18 protein-coding genes are annotated in these 19,899 nt (G+C 45.1%); 7 read left to right on the top strand and 11 right to left on the bottom strand.

Going from position 1 to position 19,899, the window contains the following annotated elements; genetic code table 11:
* Positions 1–84: 84 nt before the first annotated feature.
* Both AB4558_RS08725 and AB4558_RS08720 read right to left on the bottom strand, forming a co-directional pair.
* Positions 85–1,419, bottom strand: a complete 1,335-nt coding sequence (locus tag AB4558_RS08725) for an MATE family efflux transporter (RefSeq protein WP_372158646.1) — start codon at positions 1,417–1,419, stop codon at positions 85–87.
* 262 nt (positions 1,420–1,681) lie between these two features.
* Complete coding sequence (locus AB4558_RS08720; protein WP_017071579.1) at positions 1,682–2,656, bottom strand: AraC family transcriptional regulator; 975 nt, start codon at positions 2,654–2,656, stop codon at positions 1,682–1,684.
* 92 nt (positions 2,657–2,748) lie between these two features.
* Between AB4558_RS08720 and AB4558_RS08715 the strand changes: the two genes are divergently transcribed.
* Positions 2,749–4,104 (top strand): serine hydrolase, encoded by a 1,356-nt coding sequence (locus AB4558_RS08715; RefSeq protein WP_108202781.1) that lies wholly within the window; start codon positions 2,749–2,751, stop codon positions 4,102–4,104.
* A 20-nt stretch (positions 4,105–4,124) separates the two neighbouring features.
* Complete coding sequence (locus tag AB4558_RS08710; RefSeq protein ID WP_372158479.1) at positions 4,125–4,961, top strand: hypothetical protein; 837 nt, start codon at positions 4,125–4,127, stop codon at positions 4,959–4,961.
* 95 nt (positions 4,962–5,056) lie between these two features.
* On the opposite strand, the gene ppsA is transcribed toward AB4558_RS08710, so the two are convergent.
* Complete coding sequence (gene ppsA / locus AB4558_RS08705) at positions 5,057–7,429, bottom strand: phosphoenolpyruvate synthase (RefSeq protein WP_372158641.1); 2,373 nt, start codon at positions 7,427–7,429, stop codon at positions 5,057–5,059.
* A gap of 178 nt (positions 7,430–7,607) precedes the next feature.
* On the opposite strand from ppsA, the gene AB4558_RS08700 reads away from it, so the two are divergent.
* Positions 7,608–8,441 (top strand): pyruvate, water dikinase regulatory protein, encoded by an 834-nt coding sequence (locus AB4558_RS08700; RefSeq protein WP_017060559.1) that lies wholly within the window; start codon positions 7,608–7,610, stop codon positions 8,439–8,441.
* A 159-nt stretch (positions 8,442–8,600) separates the two neighbouring features.
* Here the strand turns inward: AB4558_RS08700 and grxB are convergent, their stop codons facing one another.
* The 3 genes from grxB to AB4558_RS08685 all read right to left on the bottom strand — a co-directional run bounded on the left by grxB (position 8,601) and on the right by AB4558_RS08685 (position 10,884).
* Complete coding sequence (grxB, locus tag AB4558_RS08695) at positions 8,601–9,233, bottom strand: glutaredoxin 2 (protein WP_372158638.1); 633 nt, start codon at positions 9,231–9,233, stop codon at positions 8,601–8,603.
* Positions 9,234–9,580: 347 nt separating this feature from the next.
* Complete coding sequence (locus AB4558_RS08690; RefSeq protein WP_004733064.1) at positions 9,581–9,739, bottom strand: hypothetical protein; 159 nt, start codon at positions 9,737–9,739, stop codon at positions 9,581–9,583.
* Between the two features lie 164 nt (positions 9,740–9,903).
* A complete protein-coding gene (locus AB4558_RS08685) occupies positions 9,904–10,884 on the bottom strand; it encodes a Gfo/Idh/MocA family protein (protein ID WP_017060561.1) in 981 nt (326 codons plus the stop codon).
* A 209-nt stretch (positions 10,885–11,093) separates the two neighbouring features.
* Here AB4558_RS08685 and AB4558_RS08680 point away from each other — a divergent pair, with 209 nt between their 5' ends.
* Positions 11,094–11,576 (top strand): GNAT family N-acetyltransferase, encoded by a 483-nt coding sequence (locus tag AB4558_RS08680; protein WP_017064907.1) that lies wholly within the window; start codon positions 11,094–11,096, stop codon positions 11,574–11,576.
* A 2-nt stretch (positions 11,577–11,578) separates the two neighbouring features.
* Positions 11,579–12,352 (top strand): murein L,D-transpeptidase family protein, encoded by a 774-nt coding sequence (locus AB4558_RS08675; protein WP_017067270.1) that lies wholly within the window; start codon positions 11,579–11,581, stop codon positions 12,350–12,352.
* Between the two features lie 105 nt (positions 12,353–12,457).
* Here the strand turns inward: AB4558_RS08675 and AB4558_RS08670 are convergent, their stop codons facing one another.
* From AB4558_RS08670 to AB4558_RS08660, 3 genes are all read right to left on the bottom strand, one after another.
* Positions 12,458–13,195 (bottom strand): sulfite exporter TauE/SafE family protein, encoded by a 738-nt coding sequence (locus tag AB4558_RS08670; RefSeq protein WP_372073512.1) that lies wholly within the window; start codon positions 13,193–13,195, stop codon positions 12,458–12,460.
* Between the two features lie 160 nt (positions 13,196–13,355).
* Positions 13,356–14,075 (bottom strand): glycerophosphodiester phosphodiesterase family protein, encoded by a 720-nt coding sequence (locus AB4558_RS08665; protein ID WP_372073514.1) that lies wholly within the window; start codon positions 14,073–14,075, stop codon positions 13,356–13,358.
* A 211-nt stretch (positions 14,076–14,286) separates the two neighbouring features.
* On the bottom strand, positions 14,287–14,889 hold the full coding sequence (locus AB4558_RS08660; RefSeq protein WP_017060569.1) for a 2OG-Fe(II) oxygenase: 603 nt from the start codon (positions 14,887–14,889) through the stop codon (positions 14,287–14,289).
* A 202-nt stretch (positions 14,890–15,091) separates the two neighbouring features.
* Between AB4558_RS08660 and AB4558_RS08655 the strand changes: the two genes are divergently transcribed.
* The gene (locus AB4558_RS08655; protein WP_104216066.1) at positions 15,092–15,880 is read left to right on the top strand and encodes an MBL fold metallo-hydrolase; all 789 of its coding nucleotides are present in this window, start codon (positions 15,092–15,094) and stop codon (positions 15,878–15,880) included.
* A 146-nt stretch (positions 15,881–16,026) separates the two neighbouring features.
* Here AB4558_RS08655 and AB4558_RS08650 read toward each other — a convergent pair whose 3' ends face one another.
* Both AB4558_RS08650 and rimK read right to left on the bottom strand, forming a co-directional pair.
* Positions 16,027–16,455 carry a RimK/LysX family protein gene (locus tag AB4558_RS08650; RefSeq protein WP_004740039.1) on the bottom strand — a complete coding sequence of 143 codons (429 nt, stop codon included), beginning with the start codon at positions 16,453–16,455 and terminating at the stop codon, positions 16,027–16,029.
* 32 nt (positions 16,456–16,487) lie between these two features.
* Complete coding sequence (gene rimK / locus AB4558_RS08645; RefSeq protein WP_004740040.1) at positions 16,488–17,393, bottom strand: 30S ribosomal protein S6--L-glutamate ligase; 906 nt, start codon at positions 17,391–17,393, stop codon at positions 16,488–16,490.
* Between the two features lie 602 nt (positions 17,394–17,995).
* On the opposite strand from rimK, the gene AB4558_RS08640 reads away from it, so the two are divergent.
* Entirely contained in the window at positions 17,996–19,780 is a 1,785-nt protein-coding gene (locus tag AB4558_RS08640; protein ID WP_372073516.1) for an SgrR family transcriptional regulator, read from the top strand.
* The last annotated feature ends 119 nt before the right edge of the window (positions 19,781–19,899 follow it).

Genomic DNA, 19,899 nt, shown 5'->3' with positions numbered 1-19,899 from the left:
TACTTTAATTGGTATAAGTGGCTGCTTTTTCGTTTAATAACTTTATAGCGGTTTAGCTGGCAAGCCGTTTAGTTCGCTAACTGATTAATTAGAAAGCTTAGCCTCGACTTGCCCAAGTGCGCGTTGGTACATAAACCAAGCACATGTACCGGCAAGCACATTACCCACCATGGCACCCCAGAACAGGCCTTCAATACCAGCAAGCTGCGAACCAATCCACAAGCAAGGCAAGAAGAAGGCGAACAGGCGCAGTGCTGATATCGTTAAGGCAGTATAAGACTTACCAAGCGCATTCGAGATAGAAACCATCAGCATACAGATACCCAACGGCCCTAAACTGATAGGAACGATAAGTAAGTGGTAGTTCAAAATGGTCGAGACTTCGTCTTCGCTGGTCATGAGATTTGCCAACCCGCCAGAGAACATCCAAGTTACCAGTGCGATCACCAATTGGAATCCTAATACAAACATCACGGCAATCTTCACAAGACTACGTATGTTCCGTAGGTTCTTTTCTCCCAACATTCGGCCAATCATAGGTGGCATCGACATAGTCAGAGCAAGCACTGCAACAATCGAAAAGAACTCAAAACGTGAACCTAGCGCCCAAGCTGCAACGGCTGCTGTGCCGTAGCCTGCAAGCAGTTTGGTGGCGAGCATCGAAGAGACTGGTGGCAGTAGCTGACTGATCATCGCAGGCCCCATGATGTTTCCTATAGAACGAATACTCTTGCCGATATCAAGATCGTGCCAGTCGAATGTCATCCAATGCTTCTTAGTTACCTTAGGAGCAACGATAAAGATACCCGCACCGAACGCCAAGATGGTCGCAATCGCGGCTCCGTTGATGCCCATGTCGAGCGTGAATATGAAAATCGGGTCCAATATCAAGTTGATGATGCTGGTCGCGATCATCATCGAACCGGGCAGCATGGTATTACCATTGGCACGACACACACTGTAGAAAAAGTAGAGCAGTGCGCCTGTCCAAGAGCTTACCAGCCAATAGATCCAGTAATAATCAATGATCGGCAGTACCGTCGGTGGTGCATCGAGGAGTTGTAAAATAGGACCACGCAACAGATAGATGATGACCGAGAACAGCGCGACACTCACACTGCCCATCGCAACGACTAATCCGCCGAGCTGTTTGGCATAGCGTATCTCGTTAGCCCCAATAGCTCTCGCGATCACAGCCGTTGTCGCGATGCCTAGTCCGACTTGAATCCCGATAATGATCATCTGAATTGGTAGCGTGAAGCCTTGAACCGCGAGCGGCAGTACGCCTAACTGGCCAATAAAAGCACTGTCTACAAGTTGGAAGCTCATCAGGGAGAGCACCCCAAACAGCATTGGCCATGTCATTGTATAGAGTTGTCGGCCAAGAGAAGGCGAGGGAGTTGCGGTCGTAGAATTCATAACACTCTTATCAGTCTTGAAGGTAGGTTTGTCGTAGTGACAATCCATTCAATGAAGAATTGCGTAAAGGATAACGTAACGTTAGCTCGATACCAATAAATGTCATTAAATCTATCGATATTACCTTTGCACAGTTTCATCGGTATGTGAGTATTGTGCAATGCAACTTTATGCGTTCGCTTATTGAAATTTAAGGTGTCGTATCTTGTTTCTGAGTTTTATATTAGCGGATTGGGTCTAAAGGTTTTCCATTCGACTATTTCTAATGTTTCGCTTTATCCCGATAACTTGGTGGCGTGACTCCAACCCAACCTTTGAATGCACGATTGAAATTACTCAAGTCGCTGTAACCCACTTGCCAACTGATGTCTTGAACAGAAAGGTTGGTCTCTTCAAGTAGCTGTTTTGCTTTAGCTTCCCGAACTTGTTCTTTGGCTTGTTTAAAGAGAATGTTTTTGCTCTTCAGGTTTCTCTGCAGCGTTCGTTTTGTCATGCCGAGCATGGTCGCAAACCACTCAATATTGAACCAAGGTAGAGTCGCATAGGTGTCTATTAATATCTCGACAGCGTGATGCCAATCTTGGGTACTATTTCGTTCTGAAATGGCACGATAATCATCGGGCAGCGGAATCGAGAACGCACCGTATTGCTCTTCAAACTGAATATCAGAATCAAAGAAATGCTTAGGTAATTTACGTGCGCTGTTGTTCTTAGAGACCAACTTGGCGTGTGATGGTTGCCAGCGACTGTCAATGAACTTACGGCATAGGCTAATCACGGTCAGGGCGCGAAACCATTCTGCTTGTTCAAAACCTGAGGTCGATGGGTGATAGCAACTTCGATGACACAGCCACCACAATCCATCGCTTTTTTCCGTCCATATGGTGACGTGATTACTTAAGGTCGATATTTCAGTAATCAAGCAGCGTACCGCTTGCTCGAGAGAAGTGCATTGTTCAATTTTTCGGTCTAGCTCAGGTGACAATTGCTCTAGAGAGGCCTTACGTCCAACCTCAATCCCTATCGAATAGCCAAACTTACGCTCAAGGCCATGAATGAAGCGAATCACGTCTTGTGTAGGAAGCCATTGATTGGATTGTGTCAGTTCAATGGGTAGACCGCACGCAACGGCGACGGTGCGCCAATCCAGTCTATGTTTGTCACAATACTGAATATATGGAGCAATGTTACTGGTCGAAGTGAGCAGTATGCTGGTGGTGTTCGATGATGCTTTCATTGTTTTGTGCCTACCATTAAATGTCATCAAGTGACCTAATTGAGTGTAGCGCATCTCCCTATACTTTTCCTAACCCAAAAAGGAGAACAATTATGAAACTTAAACACAATGCCGTTCTAGTATCGTTAGCGACCGCATCATCATTTGCTCTTGCAGCAAACCCAGTTGAAGAAGCTCTGAAAGTTGAAGGTGCTCAAGTTACCTTGACCGTGAAAGAGGCGAGCACAGCATTTACCCCAAGTTTTACTGACTCAGCTCGTGAGTTATTCAATAACTTTCATTGGCAGATGGGCGGCGACCACAGCGTTTACTACAACATGCACATGAGTGAGTTTCTACCAACGGCACTGGCGGCTCCAAACGAAGAGTACAAGCCTTTAGTCAAAAATATCGACCCACGACTCGCTGCACTGAAAGTTGATACTGAAAGCAAAGGTCAGTTGACAATGGATGAGTACTTGGCGGATGAACAGTTCCGTACCCAAGGCTTTATGTTGATTCACAAAGGGGAGATCGTTTACGAAGCTTACCCAGGTATGAAGCCGACAGATACGCACGTTTGGGCATCTACAGCAAAAACGACGGTTGGCACAGTGATCGCAATGTTAGTGGAAGAGGGCAAAGTCGACCCTGAAAAAGAGATCGCTGAGTATGTTTCTGAATTGAAAGGAACGAACTGGGATGGTATCACAGTACACCAAGTTCTGAACATGTCGACCGCTCTAGACAATGAAGAGACATTAGAGTCTATCTTGAACCCAGACTCTGATGTGGTGCGCTTCTTCGCGGCATCGTTCAACTCACCTCGTGCAAAAACGGGTGAAATGGAAACTTGGATGGAAGTGGCTCAAGGTGCACAGAAACTGGAAGGTGAACAAGCAGGTGACCACTTCCGTTATGCATCTATCAACACCATGGTGCTGACTAAGTTAGTTGAAAACGTTGAAAACAAAACTTGGACTCAAGTATTCGAAGATCGTGTTTGGTCAAAAGTGCACGCACGTCAACCAATGCAATTCAACTTGACGCCAGATGGCATGGCGATCGCGGTTGGCTTGGTTTCATCAACGGTAGAAGATATGGCTCGCTGGGGAACACTATTTACACCTAGCTGGAAAGCGGTGGCTGATGAGCCAGTGGTGTCACAAGCTGTGATTGATCGTATCCGCAACGGCGGTGATCCAAAAGCATTCGTAGGTACTAGCAAAGAGAGCAGTTCACTGCACGCATACAACGAAAAAGCAGACTACAACGCATACCAGTTTGATTTCATTTTCAACGATGGTGCGATGTCGAAAAGCGGCAACCTAGGCCAATTTATTTACATCGATCCGGCGCGTGACTTTGTGGGTGTGATGTTCTCAACCAACCCATACCACTCAGGTTTTGGTGAGAATAAAGGCCCTGCACTAATGCGTTCGGCAGCAAAACTACTTGCTGACAAGTAATCTATTTATTACCTAACAGGATGTTCCAGGCTTCAAGGAGGAAGCAAACGACTTTCGAGAGATATAATGAAAAGTTTGCTCTATTAATCCCGTTGAGTTTAGGTCTAGCCCTTCCTGCACATGCCGATTCAGATTCCGAACGTGTTATCGATCCTGCTGATGTCACTAAAGTTTATACTCAAGCTGCATTGATGCTGAATGGTAGTTCAGATATCCAATTTCAAGGGCAAGTTTCTGGCGGTTTAGAAAACGGTCAGCAGTTTGCCCTACTGGCCGAAGGGACGTTTGTCGATGAAAGCAACACAGCGCTTCGCGATCCAGACAAATTCGGTACAGAGTACAGCAACTCTAGAATTCAGTACTTCCACGTCTTTGAAACGGGGACGAAAGCTACGCCTAAAGTGGGTCTTTCATTAGATTATATTAATACGCGCAACAGTATTAAAAATGACTTATTGTCGGTTGGCGGTGTTGTTGCGATTAATCCAGCTTATACCGGTGGATTCCTGGTATTTCCAAGAGCAGGACTGATGACTGGTAGTATGGAGATCCCTGGCGTCACTTCATCTAAAGATGATTTAACGGGGTACTCGCTTGGTTTGATTACCGCGAAGCATCTCGGTGACTCTGGCGCTTATGTGTCTTTGGTTCCTGAGTGGCAAGATCTTTCTGGTGATGATATCGACATGCAAAACTTCTCATTTAAAACATCGTTAAATGTGCCGATGAACACTGCAAGAACTTGGTGGTTGAATACGCGCTATGACATTACCAAAGCGGATGTTGATGTGAAAGGTGTGTCAATGCCGAATGGTTGGCAAACCGAAGCTTGGGTTGGTGTGAGATACTACTTCTAGCGCTCTAGCCAGCTAATTTGGAAAGAACCTAAAAAAGCCAGTCAACGCGACTGGCTTTTGTCGTTAAGGTACCGCGTGAAGCGTTACTTATTTACTTATTTATTAGCAACGTTACCTAGCTTCAACCACGTATCGATAACCGTATCCGGGTTTAGTGAAACAGAGCTGATGCCTTGCTCCATTAACCACTCTGCTAGGTCGTCATGGTCAGATGGGCCTTGGCCACAAATACCCACGTATTTACCCGCTTTGGTTGCCGCATCGATCGCCATTTTCAGCATTGCTTTCACGGCTGGGTTACGCTCATCGAAGAGGTGTGCCACATCGCCTGAATCTCGGTCGAGGCCAAGTGTCAGTTGCGTCATGTCGTTTGAGCCGATAGAGAAGCCATCGAAGTACTTCAAGAACTCATCAGCCAAGATTGCGTTCGATGGTAGCTCACACATCATGATCACTTTCAGACCTTGGTCGCCACGGCGAAGGTCGAATTTAGCCAGAATGTCGATAACCGATGCCGCTTCGCTTGGAGTACGAACGAATGGGATCATGATTTCAACGTTCTTTAGTCCCATCTCGTTACGAACACGTTTGATCGCTTGAGTTTCTAGCTCGAAACAGTCTTCGAATACTGGTGAGATGTAACGAGATGCACCACGGAAGCCCAGCATTGGGTTCTCTTCATGTGGTTCAAATGTTTTGCCGCCTACAAGGTTGCTGTACTCATTCGACTTAAAGTCAGACATACGTACGATCACACGCTTAGGCCAGAATGCAGAAGCGATGGTCGCGATGCCCTCTGTTAATTTGCTTACGTAGAAATCGATAGGATCTTTGTAGCCACGAATACGTTCGTTGATTTCCGCTTTTAGCTCATCCGTTTGTGCATCGAAGTTAAGCAGCGCTTTAGGGTGAATACCGATCATCTTGTTGATGATGAATTCTAGACGAGCAAGGCCAACACCTTCGTTCGGGATTTGTGCAAAGTCGAAGGCACGATCTGGGTTACCCACGTTCATCATTACTTTAGTTGGTAGCATTGGTAGCTCATCAACCTCAGAACGTTTGATTTCAAAATCGAGTTCGCCGTTGTAAACGTAGCCTGTTTCGCCTTCTGAACATGACACTGTCACGGTATCGCCATCGTTTAGGCTGCTTGTTGCTGTACCACAACCAACAATCGCTGGGATACCAAGCTCGCGAGCAATGATCGCAGCGTGACAAGTACGGCCACCACGGTTAGTCACAATCGCAGACGCTTTCTTCATCACAGGTTCCCAGTCTGGGTCTGTCATGTCAGTTACCAGCACGTCGCCTTCTTGAACCAGTGACATTTGGTTTAGAGAATCAACTAAGCGAACAGGGCCAGAGCCGATACGCTGACCGATAGCGCGGCCTTCAACCAAGACATCCGCCTTATTGTTTAGCTCGTAACGCTCGATAACGTTTTGATCGCTTTGAGAACATACGGTTTCTGGGCGAGCCTGAACGATGTAAAGCTTGCCGTCGATGCCATCTTTCGCCCACTCAATGTCCATTGGACGTTGGTAGTGCTTCTCGATGATCATCGCTTGTTTTGCTAGCTCTTTGATCTCTTCATCGTTGAGTGAGAACTCGTTACGCTCTTGAGTGTCGGTGTCGATGATATCGACTTGCTTGCCGATTTCTTGATTGGTCGAGTAGATCATCTTGATCAACTTAGAACCAAACGTCTTTTTAACGATTGGGTAGTGACCCGCTTCTAACATTGGCTTGTGAACGTAGAACTCGTCTGGGTTCACTGCGCCCTGTACAACCATTTCACCCAAGCCCCAAGAAGAGGTGATGAATACCACTTGGTCGAAGCCAGACTCAGTATCAAGCGTGAACATCACACCTGAAGAGGCTTTGTCTGAGCGAACCATGCGCTGGATACCCGCAGACAATGAAATGCCACGGTGGTCAAAGCCTTGGTGTACACGGTAAGAGATAGCGCGGTCGTTAAACAGTGACGCGTAAACGTGCTTGGTTGCTTCGAGTACCGCGTCGATGCCTTTCACGTTAAGGAAGGTTTCTTGCTGGCCTGCGAATGAAGCATCTGGAAGGTCTTCTGCGGTTGCAGATGAACGCACAGCTACAGACAATTCTTCGTTGTCTTCGATTAGCTCGCGGTAGTTATCACGGATGTCTTGCTCTAGTGATTCTGGGAAGGGTGCGTCTAGAACCCATTGTCGAATCGTTGCACCTGTCTTACGCAGTGCGTCAACGTCTTCAACATCAAGTTCATCAAGTAGTTGGTGGATGCGCTCATCAAGACCTTTGTAGTCAAGAAAGTCGTTAAACGCATAAGAGGTGGTAGCAAAACCATTAGGTACAGAAACACCAGCATTGGACAGGTTAGAAACCATCTCGCCCAGTGAGGCGTTCTTACCGCCGACTTTGTCGACATCTTCCATGGATAGGCCATTGAACCATAGGGTATTATTTTGCATTTATTTCTCCAGAAACATAGCAAGCATTGTAGGGATTTAAAGGCAAACGATTACGTATCAGTTTAAAAAAATGTAAATTATTTTTTAAAGCTGTGGGGGACGTAATAGTCAGCAGGGTTTCGTTATATATATTATGGTTCCCATCCTACTCAAAATAATTTTAAACATTAAATAAAAAATGCAAATTGATATCCAAAGTCGTGATGTATTCTATGTTTCTGATGGAACGGCCATAACATGTGAGACTTTAGGGCATGTTGTTCTAGGTCAATTCCCTTTTAAAGCCAATGAAAAAACCTTTCCGTTTGTGGAAAGTGAGGACAAACTTTCTGATTTATTAAAAGAGATTGAAATTTCGTATCGTGATACCGGATTAGAACCGCTAGTGTTCTTTTCGATTGTGATACCTGATATCAAAACCAAATTGCTAGAAGCGCCCGCGCACTGTTATGACGTGTTAGAGAGCATCGTGCAGAAAGTACAGGATGACATTCAGATGGCGCCTGTTCCTAAGTTGCAGCGCTCACGCAGTGTAAACAAGGACTCGGTGAAGTATTTCGACCGTATTGCTGCGATTGAGTACACGCTCGCGCATGATGATGGCATCACGCTAAAAGGGCTGGAAGAAGCCGACATCATCTTGTTGGGTGTTTCTCGAAGTGGCAAAACACCAACAAGTTTGTATATGGCGATGCAGTTTGGCTTACGCGTAGCAAACTACCCATTTATCCACGATGACTTGGCACGCTTAAAGCTGTTGCCAGAGTTTGAGATTTACCGACATAAGCTGTTTGGTTTGACCATTGATGCAGAAAGGCTCACTGAAATTCGTGAGAACCGCTTAGCAGGCAGCGAATACGCCAGTGACTCACAATGTTTGTATGAATTGCAAACGGTAGAGGCGATGTTCCGTCGAGAAGCGATACCTTACATCAACACCTCTTCACTATCGGTTGAAGAAATTTCGACACGAATCTTGGAGCGAACAGGTTTGAGAAGGCGTCTGCTGTAAGACAAAGCCTTAGAGAAATAGAATGGCCAGATAAAAGAAAATCGAAGCTCGCAGTTTACACCTGAGAGCTTCGATTTTTTGTTTGTGCTCGTTGTAGTCGCTTGCGAGTCAGAGCTTGTTTTCTTAATCAGAGCTTGCTTTCTTAATCGAGATAGCTTTCTAGCGAAGTAAAGACAGCTTTAGCGTTTCACTTTTCTTTTCTAACCAGCGTTCAAGTGCTGGTGGCCATGTGATGCTTGGTTCTACGCAAAAGCCACGAAGCATCGAGAAATACACCGCTTGATCGACTAGAGGCAGTGATGACTCACCATTCTCTAGATCCAGTAAGAGTTCGGCATCTTTCAGTAATGGGTTAATCAGTTGAACGAACTGAGGCGTCTTTTCTAACAGTTCTTCAAAGTTAAAACCTTCGGTCTCTTTACTGGCACGCCAAGCTTCTTTGGCTCCAGAAGAGCGATATTCAGCCAAGTCGAGGTTCCACCAACGTGGGCGTCCAATCTGTTGAGTAAGAGGGAATGCGCGAGTTTGGAACACAGTCACTTGCTCAGATGGCACACGCTGCTCATCGCTTGATTTCAAGTCCATGAAGTACGCGATGATATCTAGGCTCTCTGCCATGATAGAGCCATCGTCTTTTTGTAAGACGGGCACCATCTTTTTACCGATCAGATCGATAAGGGTTTGGGCATCATCATAATCGACAGAAACAAGCTCAATGTTCAAGCCTAGCGATTGAGCAATGTAGGAGACTCTTGCACAGAAAGGGCAGTGGTCGTAAATGTAAAGCTTCATAGCTTCCCTCATTCGGGTCTTTCTTAGTATAAGATGATGCTAATGTACCAGAAACTTTCGCAGACAATAAGCCTTTGTTAACAAGAACTATTCACTGCGATTAAGTGCTCGGGGATATCAAGAGAACGATGGGAATAAGCACTTAGTGTAGAAACTCGTTGCCTAATTCTATTGTCAGTTGAGTGCGGTTTTATTGTAACGAGTAAGCGAATGAGAAAGCTAGTGGGTAAATTACAGGCATAAAAAAGGCTCTGGCTGCTTACTCTAATGCAGAAGAGTGAAGTCAGCCAAAGCCTCAATTTTGTTACCTTTAGTAGAGTGACTACTAAAAGGGCAGAGTGGTTAAACTATGCTTTTTTAAGATCTTGCGCTGGGTAAGTAAGCGTCATTGCGCCTTCTACCGTTGTAACGTGAACGTAGCCGCCACCAGCACTTAGGCCAGTTACTACCATTTCACCTAGTTCAACACCTTTTGTTGCTACAACGCGATCATCAACTGAAAACACTTTACACACCTTCAATAAATTAAATAAATACGATAGATATCGAACGCGGATTTAAACAGATGGGACCTCAATCAACTAATCCGGTTATTTGTCGTAAAGATTAAATTCAGTTATGTATAAATAATTATGTATTAAAAATCAGTTTGTTAACTTACGCTGTGACGTTATTTATCCGCTGGATACACTACACCAACTTGTTGGCGCATCTCTGTAATTAACTTCGCAACCGTTAAAGCGCGCAGTTGGGCCTGCGCTTGTGTTGCGTTGTCGCCAGCAATGCAGCTAGCAAAGGCCTGCGCTTCGTAACTCATGGAGTTTTCGCTTTGTGCTTGAGTAAGGTTTTCTACCGTGCCATCGCGGTAGCGGATCTTAACGTCAGTACATTCAGCGATGTGATCGATGATGATCGCCCCTAATTCACCTTGGATCTCGCTTGGCGCATAAGAGTCGCTGACTTTGGAGTGCGCAAGGGTCACATCAAACTCAGGGTATTGGAAGATCGCACAGCCATGAGCATCGACACCTGAATCAAGTAGCTTTGCAGAAGCCTGTGCGTTTTCAGGTTTGCCAAATAGCGCGACTGTCGCGGCAACACAGTAAAAGCCAATATCGACCAATGAGCCGTTAGAAAAAGCTGGGTTGAAGGTATTTGGGTTCTCGCCGTTTAGGTATTTTTGGTAGCGCGATGAATACTGGCAGTAGTTGATGTGTGCTTTATGTACCTTGCCAATCTTTTCTAACCCAAGTTGAACTTGCTTAAAGTTCGGTAGGAATTGAGATTTATACGCCTCAAACAGCACCACACCGTTTTTCTCAGCGACTTCGAACATGCGTGTTGCTTCATCAATATTTGATGCAACCGGCTTTTCACAGATAACATGCTTGCCGTGTTCCATCATGAAGATAGATTGCTCGCAATGCAGTGAGTTAGGGGAAGCGATGTACACGGCTTCTACAGTGTTGTCATTGGCCAATGCGTCGAGTGAGTCATACGTGGTTTCAACGTCAAATTCTTGGGCGAACTGTGCCGCGCTGTCTAGATTTCGAGAGTAAACCGCAGCAAGTTGCATCGATTGAGATTCGTGCGCAGCTTGAACAAACTTTTGTGTAATCCAATTGGTTCCAATTACAGCAAACTTAATCATATAGGTATCCAGTCGTTAGTATATTGATTCTGCAGAGATAGTAGCACTCAACGGCTGGCAATGTGCCTGAGATTTACGGAACAATTTCCCTAAACATAGTGCCTAATATTAATGTTCAGCCTTCACAGAGCGTCTGAGTTGACCAGTGTAACGGTGCACAACTAAGCCATTTTTGCTAAGGTGTTATTGAATTCAAACAAGGTGATGATATGCAAATCCGGACGGCCAAGGTAACTGATATTAACGCGATCTTAGCGCTCTCTGAGCAGATAAACCGTCAACATCATCTTGGTGCGCCTATGGTATTTGCACCAGCGTCACAAGGCTTGGCCGACAGTGAAGAGTATTGGTTAGGTTTGATGCTTGACCCACTTGGCGCTTTCTTGGTTGCAGTAGACGACAAGCAAGTCGTTGGCTTTTTAGCGGGTAAGGTAACGCAGAACAAAGGCGTCAGTTTTATTCAGCCGCACAAGGTGGCAAGGGTCAATACGATTGTGGTGAACGATCAGGTTCAGAGCAAAGGTGCTGGTCGAGCGTTAATGAAGTCTTTTAATCAATGGGCGCAGGCGAGAGGAGCGATAGAACTTAGGTTGGAGGTAATGGAGTTTAACCAACAAGCTCAGGGTTTCTATGAGTCGTTAGGAATGGAAACTCAGTCACGAACCATGTCCATGCGTTTTGAGGAGATCTAAAGGTGCGTCTGTTTCTGCCTTTATCACTGTGTTTACTGTTTGTGGCTTCGAACGCGAATGCTGAGCAAGTCGTGGTCGAGAAAATAGTCTCTGACGCGACCGCTATCGAAACCATCGTATTCGAGTCTGCACCGGCTCATTCTCAACGTGTCTCAACGTCTTCATCTAACTCAACCTCTTCCACGAGCTCAAACTCCGAGCATGTGATTATTGTGGATGATGTTCTTAACAGTAGCCCTGATGAAAAGGTAGCTCAGCTTTCTCAAGGGTCATCGAAACGTCCACCTCAAAGTTCCTCTCGACAGTTTTACAACGTACCGGATAGCGCATCTGAGATAGATTCGCTGTCGCAAGTGGTTACGTTAGTTAAAGTCGATAAATCGAAACGTAGGATGTATCTGCTAAAAGGTGAAGAGGTGATTCAGGAGTTTCGTATTGCGCTAGGCAAACAACCGAAAGGGCATAAACGCTTTGAAGGGGACAACCGAACGCCGGAAGGGGAATACCAGCTCGATTATGTGATGGAAGAGTCGGACTTTTATCGCTCAGTACATATTAACTATCCGCAACCTTCGGATATGCAATGGGCAGAGCAAAATGATGTAGATCCTGGAGGAAACATCAAAATCCATGGCATCAAAAACGGCGAGCGTCGTTCGCCGAGCTTTATTCAAAGTTTTGATTGGACGGATGGCTGTATCGCGTTAACCAATCAAGATATGGATGAGTTTCTCCAACTTGTAAAAATGGGTACCCCTATCCATATCGAATGGTAGTCATTGGTACCCAGTTTTCTTAATCACTTTCCGCAGTCAATTAGCGCAATCAATTCGCGAAACCAATTCGTAAAAGCAACGTCCAAACTTAACCGCTAAAGCCAGTTACAGTATGACTCGACCTGCACTGAATATTGTAATCACAATCAGCAATGCAATGGTGACTGGCTTGAACTTCGCTCCACCAAATCTCTCGAACAGTTTAGAACCCACATAACCGCCAAGCATGCTGCTTGGTAGAAGCGCGAGAGTCAGCCAAACTACATCGCGGTCGACTAACCCAGCGATAGATGCCGAAACAAACGCAGTGGAATCAGCCAATACAAAGAAGGCTATCAGGCCTGCTCTGGCAATGTGCGGAGCGACTGGGCTTGCTAATGCATGAGTGCCAATTGGAGGCCCTGACATCGAAGCCGCGCCGTTCATTACACCCGCAAGGCTGCCTAGAATATAGGGAGTAAATCTAGGTTCGCTTTTGTACTGGAAACCTTTGTAGATCATAAGTGCAGACGCAAAAATGAAGGCACTGATGATCAAGATGATCGTGTCTTGGCTAACGGATTTAAGCAGAAGTAAGCCGACTGGTGTGAAGGCAAAACAAGGGATAAATACCTTTAAAACCCAGCGCCAGTTAACATGCTTTCGAACTTTAGGCAGTAATTGAACATTGCCTAGGAGATCGATCAACATGAAGACAGGAACCAGTTCGATAACAGGCTCGAATAACGCACTTAATGGCAATGCCACTAAGGTGAAACCGAAACCTGAGAAGCCACGAACAATAGCGGCGAAAATGAAGATTGCACCCAAAATTGGGAAGGTTGGACTAAAAATGAGATCCATAAATTAAGTAACCAATGAAGCTGTCTAAATAGAGCGAGCTAATGAAACCAAGTGAGTAGCGGAATGTACTCCTACTCACTTGTGTTTGCTACCTAATTTTAAGGTTTCCCGAGAGTTAATTTTAAAGTATCTCGGGGTTGTTTTTGCAGTATTCGCTTGGTCAATCTATAGAGGTGAATTGATTCGGAAAATCAGTAAATACAGCATCTACTTTTGAGATGAATTTGAAGTGAGACGGATCGTTTACTGTGTAGCACCATGTTTGAATCTTTGCTTCGGCAAGCGTATCAAGATCATCCTGATTGACGTTTTCGTAATTCATATGACAACTGAACGCTTTCACCTGATCAATAAGCAAAAGATCGTCTTGAGAGAGCTGCTCTGTGATCACGCCAACGCGGTATCTTGGTAAGTGGTGAGCCATTTCTGCAACAACTTCATGGCTGAAACTTGAAAGCAGCACTCTGTCCGTGTCTATGTTTGAGCGGATCAGCTCACTGTGTAGAAGATCAACCACATGAGGGGCTTGGTGTCGGCTATCGACTTTTATCTCTAGGTTAACGTTGAGGTTATGTTCTTCAACAAGTTCAAGTAACTCGCTAAGTGTGAGTATTCTTTCTCCTTCGAACTGTTCTGACTTCCAGCTACCAAAATCAAGCTGACGCAGCTCTGCCAATGTGTGTTCATCAACACGGCCCTTGCCATCACTACAGCGCTCGAGAGTGTGGTCGTGGCAAACGACAAGCTCATCATCCTGAGTTTGCTGAATATCGACTTCAATCCATTTCAAGCCAAGTTTAGCGGCTTGTTCAATACTTGCTTTGGTGTTTTCTGGGTGAGTACCCGCTACACCACGGTGACCTACGATGATAGATGACATAATTAATCCTTCTTGAATGCGCATCGTAAATATTTATTAAATATCAGTTTTCCCGAATACGCCAGAGTAATTGCTGGGCAAGAGTCTCTACACAGGATTCGGCTCATAAAAGTGATATTTTCCTCTTAGTACTTTCCTAGCAGTACTAAGAGGAAAAGCCTCTCGAGTGGAGAGGCTTTGGATGAGATGAGGCTTTGACCCGAACCTCGCTTTAGTGTGCGATATCGAGTTGGTTGTCTTTCACGCCGTTGATACGGAACCAACCTGCGATACTGAATCGTTCTGTGTTGGTTGGCAGAACTTCGTGTGGGAACTGCTCAGATAAGAACACAAATAAGCGGCCTGACTTTGGTGGAATGGTCGTGATGTGGTTGTCTTTTAGGTCGTAAACCACAAGTTCACCAGCGTCTTCTTCTGTCCACTCATCATTCATATAGAACACAGTGGTTAGGCGGCGGTTTTCATTGCCTTTGAAACAGTCTAAGTGCTTCTGGTAGAAGTCGCCTTTTTCGTATTTAGCAAAGTGCGCTTCGTACTCGAACAGACCCAAAAAGAACGCTTGGTTTGCCGCTAAACGAATTTGTTCCATTTTGTCTAGGAACAGAGATGCTGGCTGACCCATATCGCGGCGCACCCATTGAATCTTGTCACTACGAATGGTCGACTCTCGCGTTACTTCATCGTTACGGCCAATCCTAGCCTTTTTCCAGTTCTCTGGAATGCAATCCCTCAATGCCACCACTTCTTCTTGAGTTAAGAAGTCATCCCAAACGAAATAACCTTGGGTAGAAAGAGCATCGATTAATTGGTTCATGTATAGCACTCAGACAATAAATTAGAGGCGCATATATAGTCCTAATAACTTAGGTCAACAAATCACGTATTTTGTCGTCACGATAAAAGAGCGGAAGAGCATGGTACTTTGATGTGATTTTATAGTTAACAAATTTGTTACAAATAAATATGAGTTTGCTATGGTGTAGGTCTGACCAGTTGAATTATCACAAGGAGTGGGTTTGCAGCTGCATACCATTAAAGGTTACATCCAAGACATGTACTTGGTGGAGTATCCGGACAAATTACTGTTGCTCGATGGCGCATGTCGAGCCGATATTCCGCATTTGAAGGCTTTTATTGAAACCGAACTTATGCGTGATTTTTCTGATCTCCACACGGTTGTGGTGACACACATGCATCCTGACCATGCAGGGGCAGCGCACAAGCTCAGAAAGCTCACGAGCTGTAACTTGGTGGCAGCAAACCGAGACAAAGATTGGTATCACGGCATCGATGGCATTTTGATGCACCTGACCGACTTAGCGCTTGCTAGGTGGATGGCGAACCGCTTAGGCAAGCCTAAAGCAAACCTATGGTATTCAAGAAAGTTAAAGCCGGACTACAAGCTGTCTGATGGGGATAGTATTCCAGGGTTTGATGATTGGTTGGTTCTTGAAACACCGGGCCATACCGACCGTGATCTCTCGGTCTATTGCCCATCACACAGCGTGGCTTATGTTGCCGATTTAATGGTCGAGGTTAAGAAGAAGCTGATTCCGCCGTTTCCTATCTTTCACCCTAATAAGTATCGAGCGTCTGTATCGCGCATTTATGACATGCAGCTCGATACCTTGCTGGTGGCGCATGGTGGGCAAGTCGATTTCAGTCAGAAGGCTTTTGAACACCTGCTGATGAGTGCCCCAAGAAGGCCTGTTACACATTGGCGAGTGACGAAAATCAAAACCAAGAAATTACTTTTATCGATTGGGCGATTTGGTTTTCAATCTCATGGTAAATCGAAGAAATAGATCAGAAGTCTGAATGCAAATTCGTGTATTCAGAGCTGAAAGTAGAAATAGAAAAATAGATAGCAATAAGGCCAGTCATGAGACTGGCCTTATATCGTTGTGAGTAGCTTTAGTTATAACCTGTGGAGCGGTTACGATGACTCGGATTAGTGAGTCAGCAGGAATTCACCCGCAGGGTCAACAATCACTTTGTCACTCATGCCTTGACGTCCAAGCAACATCATGTAAGTCATGTCTTGACGGTTGCTTAGCGTGATATCGATCGGCCATTGTTGGCCACCGATTCTTAGCATGGTTTCAATCACGCAACGGTGTTCAACTTCGCCGTTAGATGATTTAATTTTCTTACTTGTTTTCAGTTTCGCCTTGCAGCGCACCGTCTCTTCTAGGTGATAAACGTCTGGGTGAAGGTCGAACTCTACGAATTTCTCACCATTTGATTTAACACATAGTAGATTGTCTACGTGTAGAGAAGAGGTTTTAGCCCCTGTATCAACACGTGTATGTAGTCCAGTTATCCCTAACTCTGGTAAGCAAAGTGCTTCGGTATTCCCTATGATCATTTTATTGTTCATTTTCTTTCCAATCATGAGTTATCGGTATTCAATCAGCCCTTGCCACGAGTACGGTTAGCGTTTGGTTTTGCATTCTTCTCGATGAATTCGAAAATCATGTCTGCTACATCTTTACCCGTTGCTTTCTCGATGCCTTCTAGGCCTGGAGAAGAGTTTACTTCCATTACTACTGGGCCGTTCTTAGATTGTAGGATATCTACACCACATAGGTTTAATCCCATGATTTTCGCTGCATTGATTGCTGTTGCGCGCTCTTCTTTGGTTAGTTTAACCAGCTGAGCAGTGCCGCCACGGTGCAGGTTAGAGCGGAATTCACCTTCACCAGCTTGACGCTTCATTGCAGCAATTACTTTGTTGCCAACAACAAAACAACGGATGTCTGCGCCATTTGCTTCTTCAATGAACTCTTGAACCAAGATGTTCGCTTTTAGGCCCATGAACGCTTCGATAACGCTTTCTGCTGCTTTGTTTGTTTCTGCTAGTACAACGCCGATACCTTGAGTGCCTTCAAGAAGCTTGATCACAAGTGGCGCGCCGCCTACGTTTTTGATCAGGTCTTGAATCTTGTCTGGGCGGCTAGCGAAACCTGTTTTTGGTAAGCCAATACCTTTACGAGACAACAGTTGTAGTGAGCGCAGTTTGTCGCGAGAGCGACTGATTGCTACTGACTCATTGATACAAAAAGTGCCCATCATTTCAAATTGGCGAACAACCGCAGTTCCGTAAAAGGTAATGGAAGCGCCAATACGTGGAATAACAGCATCGTATTGAGGTAGCTCTTCACCCATGTAGCGAATCTTCGGATTGTTACTCGCGATATCTATATCACAGTGCAACGTGTCGATAACATCGACCTGATGACCACGTGCTTCTCCAGCCTGCTTTAGACGAGCGGTAGAGTATAGATTTTCGTTGCGAGAAAGAATTGCGATACGCATGGCGTTTCCTTAGTTAATACCTGATTGGTAACTGCAAATAAATTAGTTGTTAGCTGAGCTTTCAGTTTTTTCTGAGGCTCCTTGCTTGCTTCGGGGCGAACCTTAAGGTTTTTCGTTCAACTAAGAAAACGAATTAAATTTGTCGAGTCGACAACGGAAATTTATCGATTGTGTGAGCTATTGGTACAGCAGGCTTGAGAGGGGAATTGGAATGGAAAAGCGAGTTGAGACCTAACTCATATTGGGGGTAGGAGCATATTAGGTTGTACCCAACTCGCGTTTACTCGGTGCTAAAAAGTGTACTAATAACGCCAGTTACATAGATCTAAAAGTGTTCGTAGTGCTTCTCTTTCGAGCTTACTGCAGGTGCTTTTTAGCTTGTTAAGATAGTATTTTCTCATGGTCATTACTCTCTCTGGTTAGGCTTTATTTACAACCTATGGTTTGTTGCTGACCCGTTCATTATGGATAATTAAGAGGAACTAAAAAACAGATGGTATTTTTATTGGTTGTTCCTGTTTTGGTCGCATTACACTACTTTTTGATGAATGTGTTTTATAATGAGCTTAATTAGGAAGAGCTATCTTTAAAAGGTTCACTATTTGTCTGATCTAAACATGATGCGTTACTACACGCGGCTAGAATCGTTCGAGCCAAACATTTCTCATTCAGTCACCCTAGCCGAAGTAGCGGATATGCTGTTTACAAGCTTGCGTCACGCTCGAACCTTACTTGGTAAGATGCATCAAGCTGAATGGGTGGTGTGGGAGCCAAAAGTTGGCAGGAATCAACGCTCTAACTTAACACTGCGTTTTAGCAATTCAGAGTTGGCGCAGCATGTTGCCAGTAAATTGATAGAGCAGGGCAAATACGAAAAAGCACTCTCTATTTTGGAAGATGACCGCGCTGTGTTTGGTTCTTTACTGCAAGAAACTTCCGGCGCGACCATGCGTGAAGGGCTGCTGCACGTTCAATTAACCTATAAGCGTAAGTTTGAGGATTTGTTTCCGCACCATATACACCGCAGTAGCGAACGATTTTTGATAAGACAGGTTTTTAGCTGCCTAGTGACGTGTAATGGTAAAGGTGAGTTAAAGCCTGAATTAGCTCACCATTGGGAATATGACACAGAGCAACTGGTTTGGACTTTCTATCTGCGCCCCGGTCTGACTTTTCATGATGGTCAGCCAGTAGATGCCAAGCAGCTGGTTGCTTTGTTTACTGCTCTACAAGCTCTGCCTTTCTATCAAGCTGAGTTAGATCATGTCGCTTCCATCTACAGTGAGCAGCCATTAAGGATCAGTTTTAAATTAACCCAAGCGGACACAGGTTTTGCGGGGTTGCTTGCTGGTGTTAAGTATTCGATTCAACCCGCCGAGCAAGTGATGCGTGAACCATTACCATTGAGCTCAATGTCTCATGCTGTGATCGGTACTGGCCCTTTCAGAGTGGTTGAAACCAATAGTGAGCGCATCAAGCTCTCGGCATTCGAACACTTTTACGGGTGTCGCTCTTTAACCGATGAAGTGACTATTTGGCAGTTTGAAGAGTCGATGACAGGTAGTGCTCGATTCGATGATAGCCAGATGCAGGTGTCACCTTATGAAGACTCCGCCTGTTTTCACCAATTAGGGAAAAGCGACACTGAGCTAGTCTCGGCTGAAACTGACGGGCTTCGTAGTCGAATCGAAGATGGTTGTTTGTTTGTTCTGTTCAATCAAAACTCAGCAGTGAATCCGTTAAGCGACGAGCAACGTAAGTACCTATCAGCCCTTGCAAACCCTCAGGCTATTTTGGCGCAACTGGAGCAAAACCAAGGATTATTCAGTGTCTCTTTGGCTCAGAACATATTGCCAAGTTGGCAGAAGCTGTATCGAACGCCTTCCAGAGAGAGCGAGTTGCCTAAGAAATTGAGCATTGCGGTATATAACTACTATGCCCTTTATCGGTGTGCCATTTCCGTGTCGGACATCCTTAAACGACATGGAGTGGAAGTTGAAGTGAACACCTATAGCTTTCGAGAGTTGGCGCTGCTTTCTCAGCGGGGCGATTTAAAAGAAGATTTGGTATTGTGTAACCTGAATCTCGATGATAATGCGCCATCTTCGCTGTTCTCGTGGTTGATGAATGACCCTGTATTGCATTCCGCGCTCGGAGAGATGAACAGTGATTGGCTTAAACAGCGCTTAGATCATCACAAAGCCTCAGTTGAACTGCCGAATTACTTGGCAGAGTTGGAGCCTGTTGCATCGACGTTGATTTCTGATTATTGGCTAGTGCCTATGTTCCATCACCTACAAACCGTGCGTTTTCAAGGCATTTTGAAAAACGTGGCCATTACCAACTGGGGATGGCCAGATTTCAAGAATGTATGGTCTGCTGATTAACCTTTCTTACTAGCTAAATAACTAAGTTAACTCGTTGCCAAAATTGGTTTTGACACGCTTACGTCTAGATAAATTAAAAATTACACTCGGTGGTTTACTTTTTGGTTTTGGCATATAAA

It is taken from the genome of Vibrio sp. 10N.222.51.C5 (assembly GCF_041474575.1).
Classification (GTDB): Bacteria; Pseudomonadota; Gammaproteobacteria; order Enterobacterales; family Vibrionaceae; genus Vibrio; species Vibrio crassostreae_C.
Note: the sequence above shows the minus strand (reverse complement) of the source record. Positions and strands in the feature narration are given on the sequence as shown.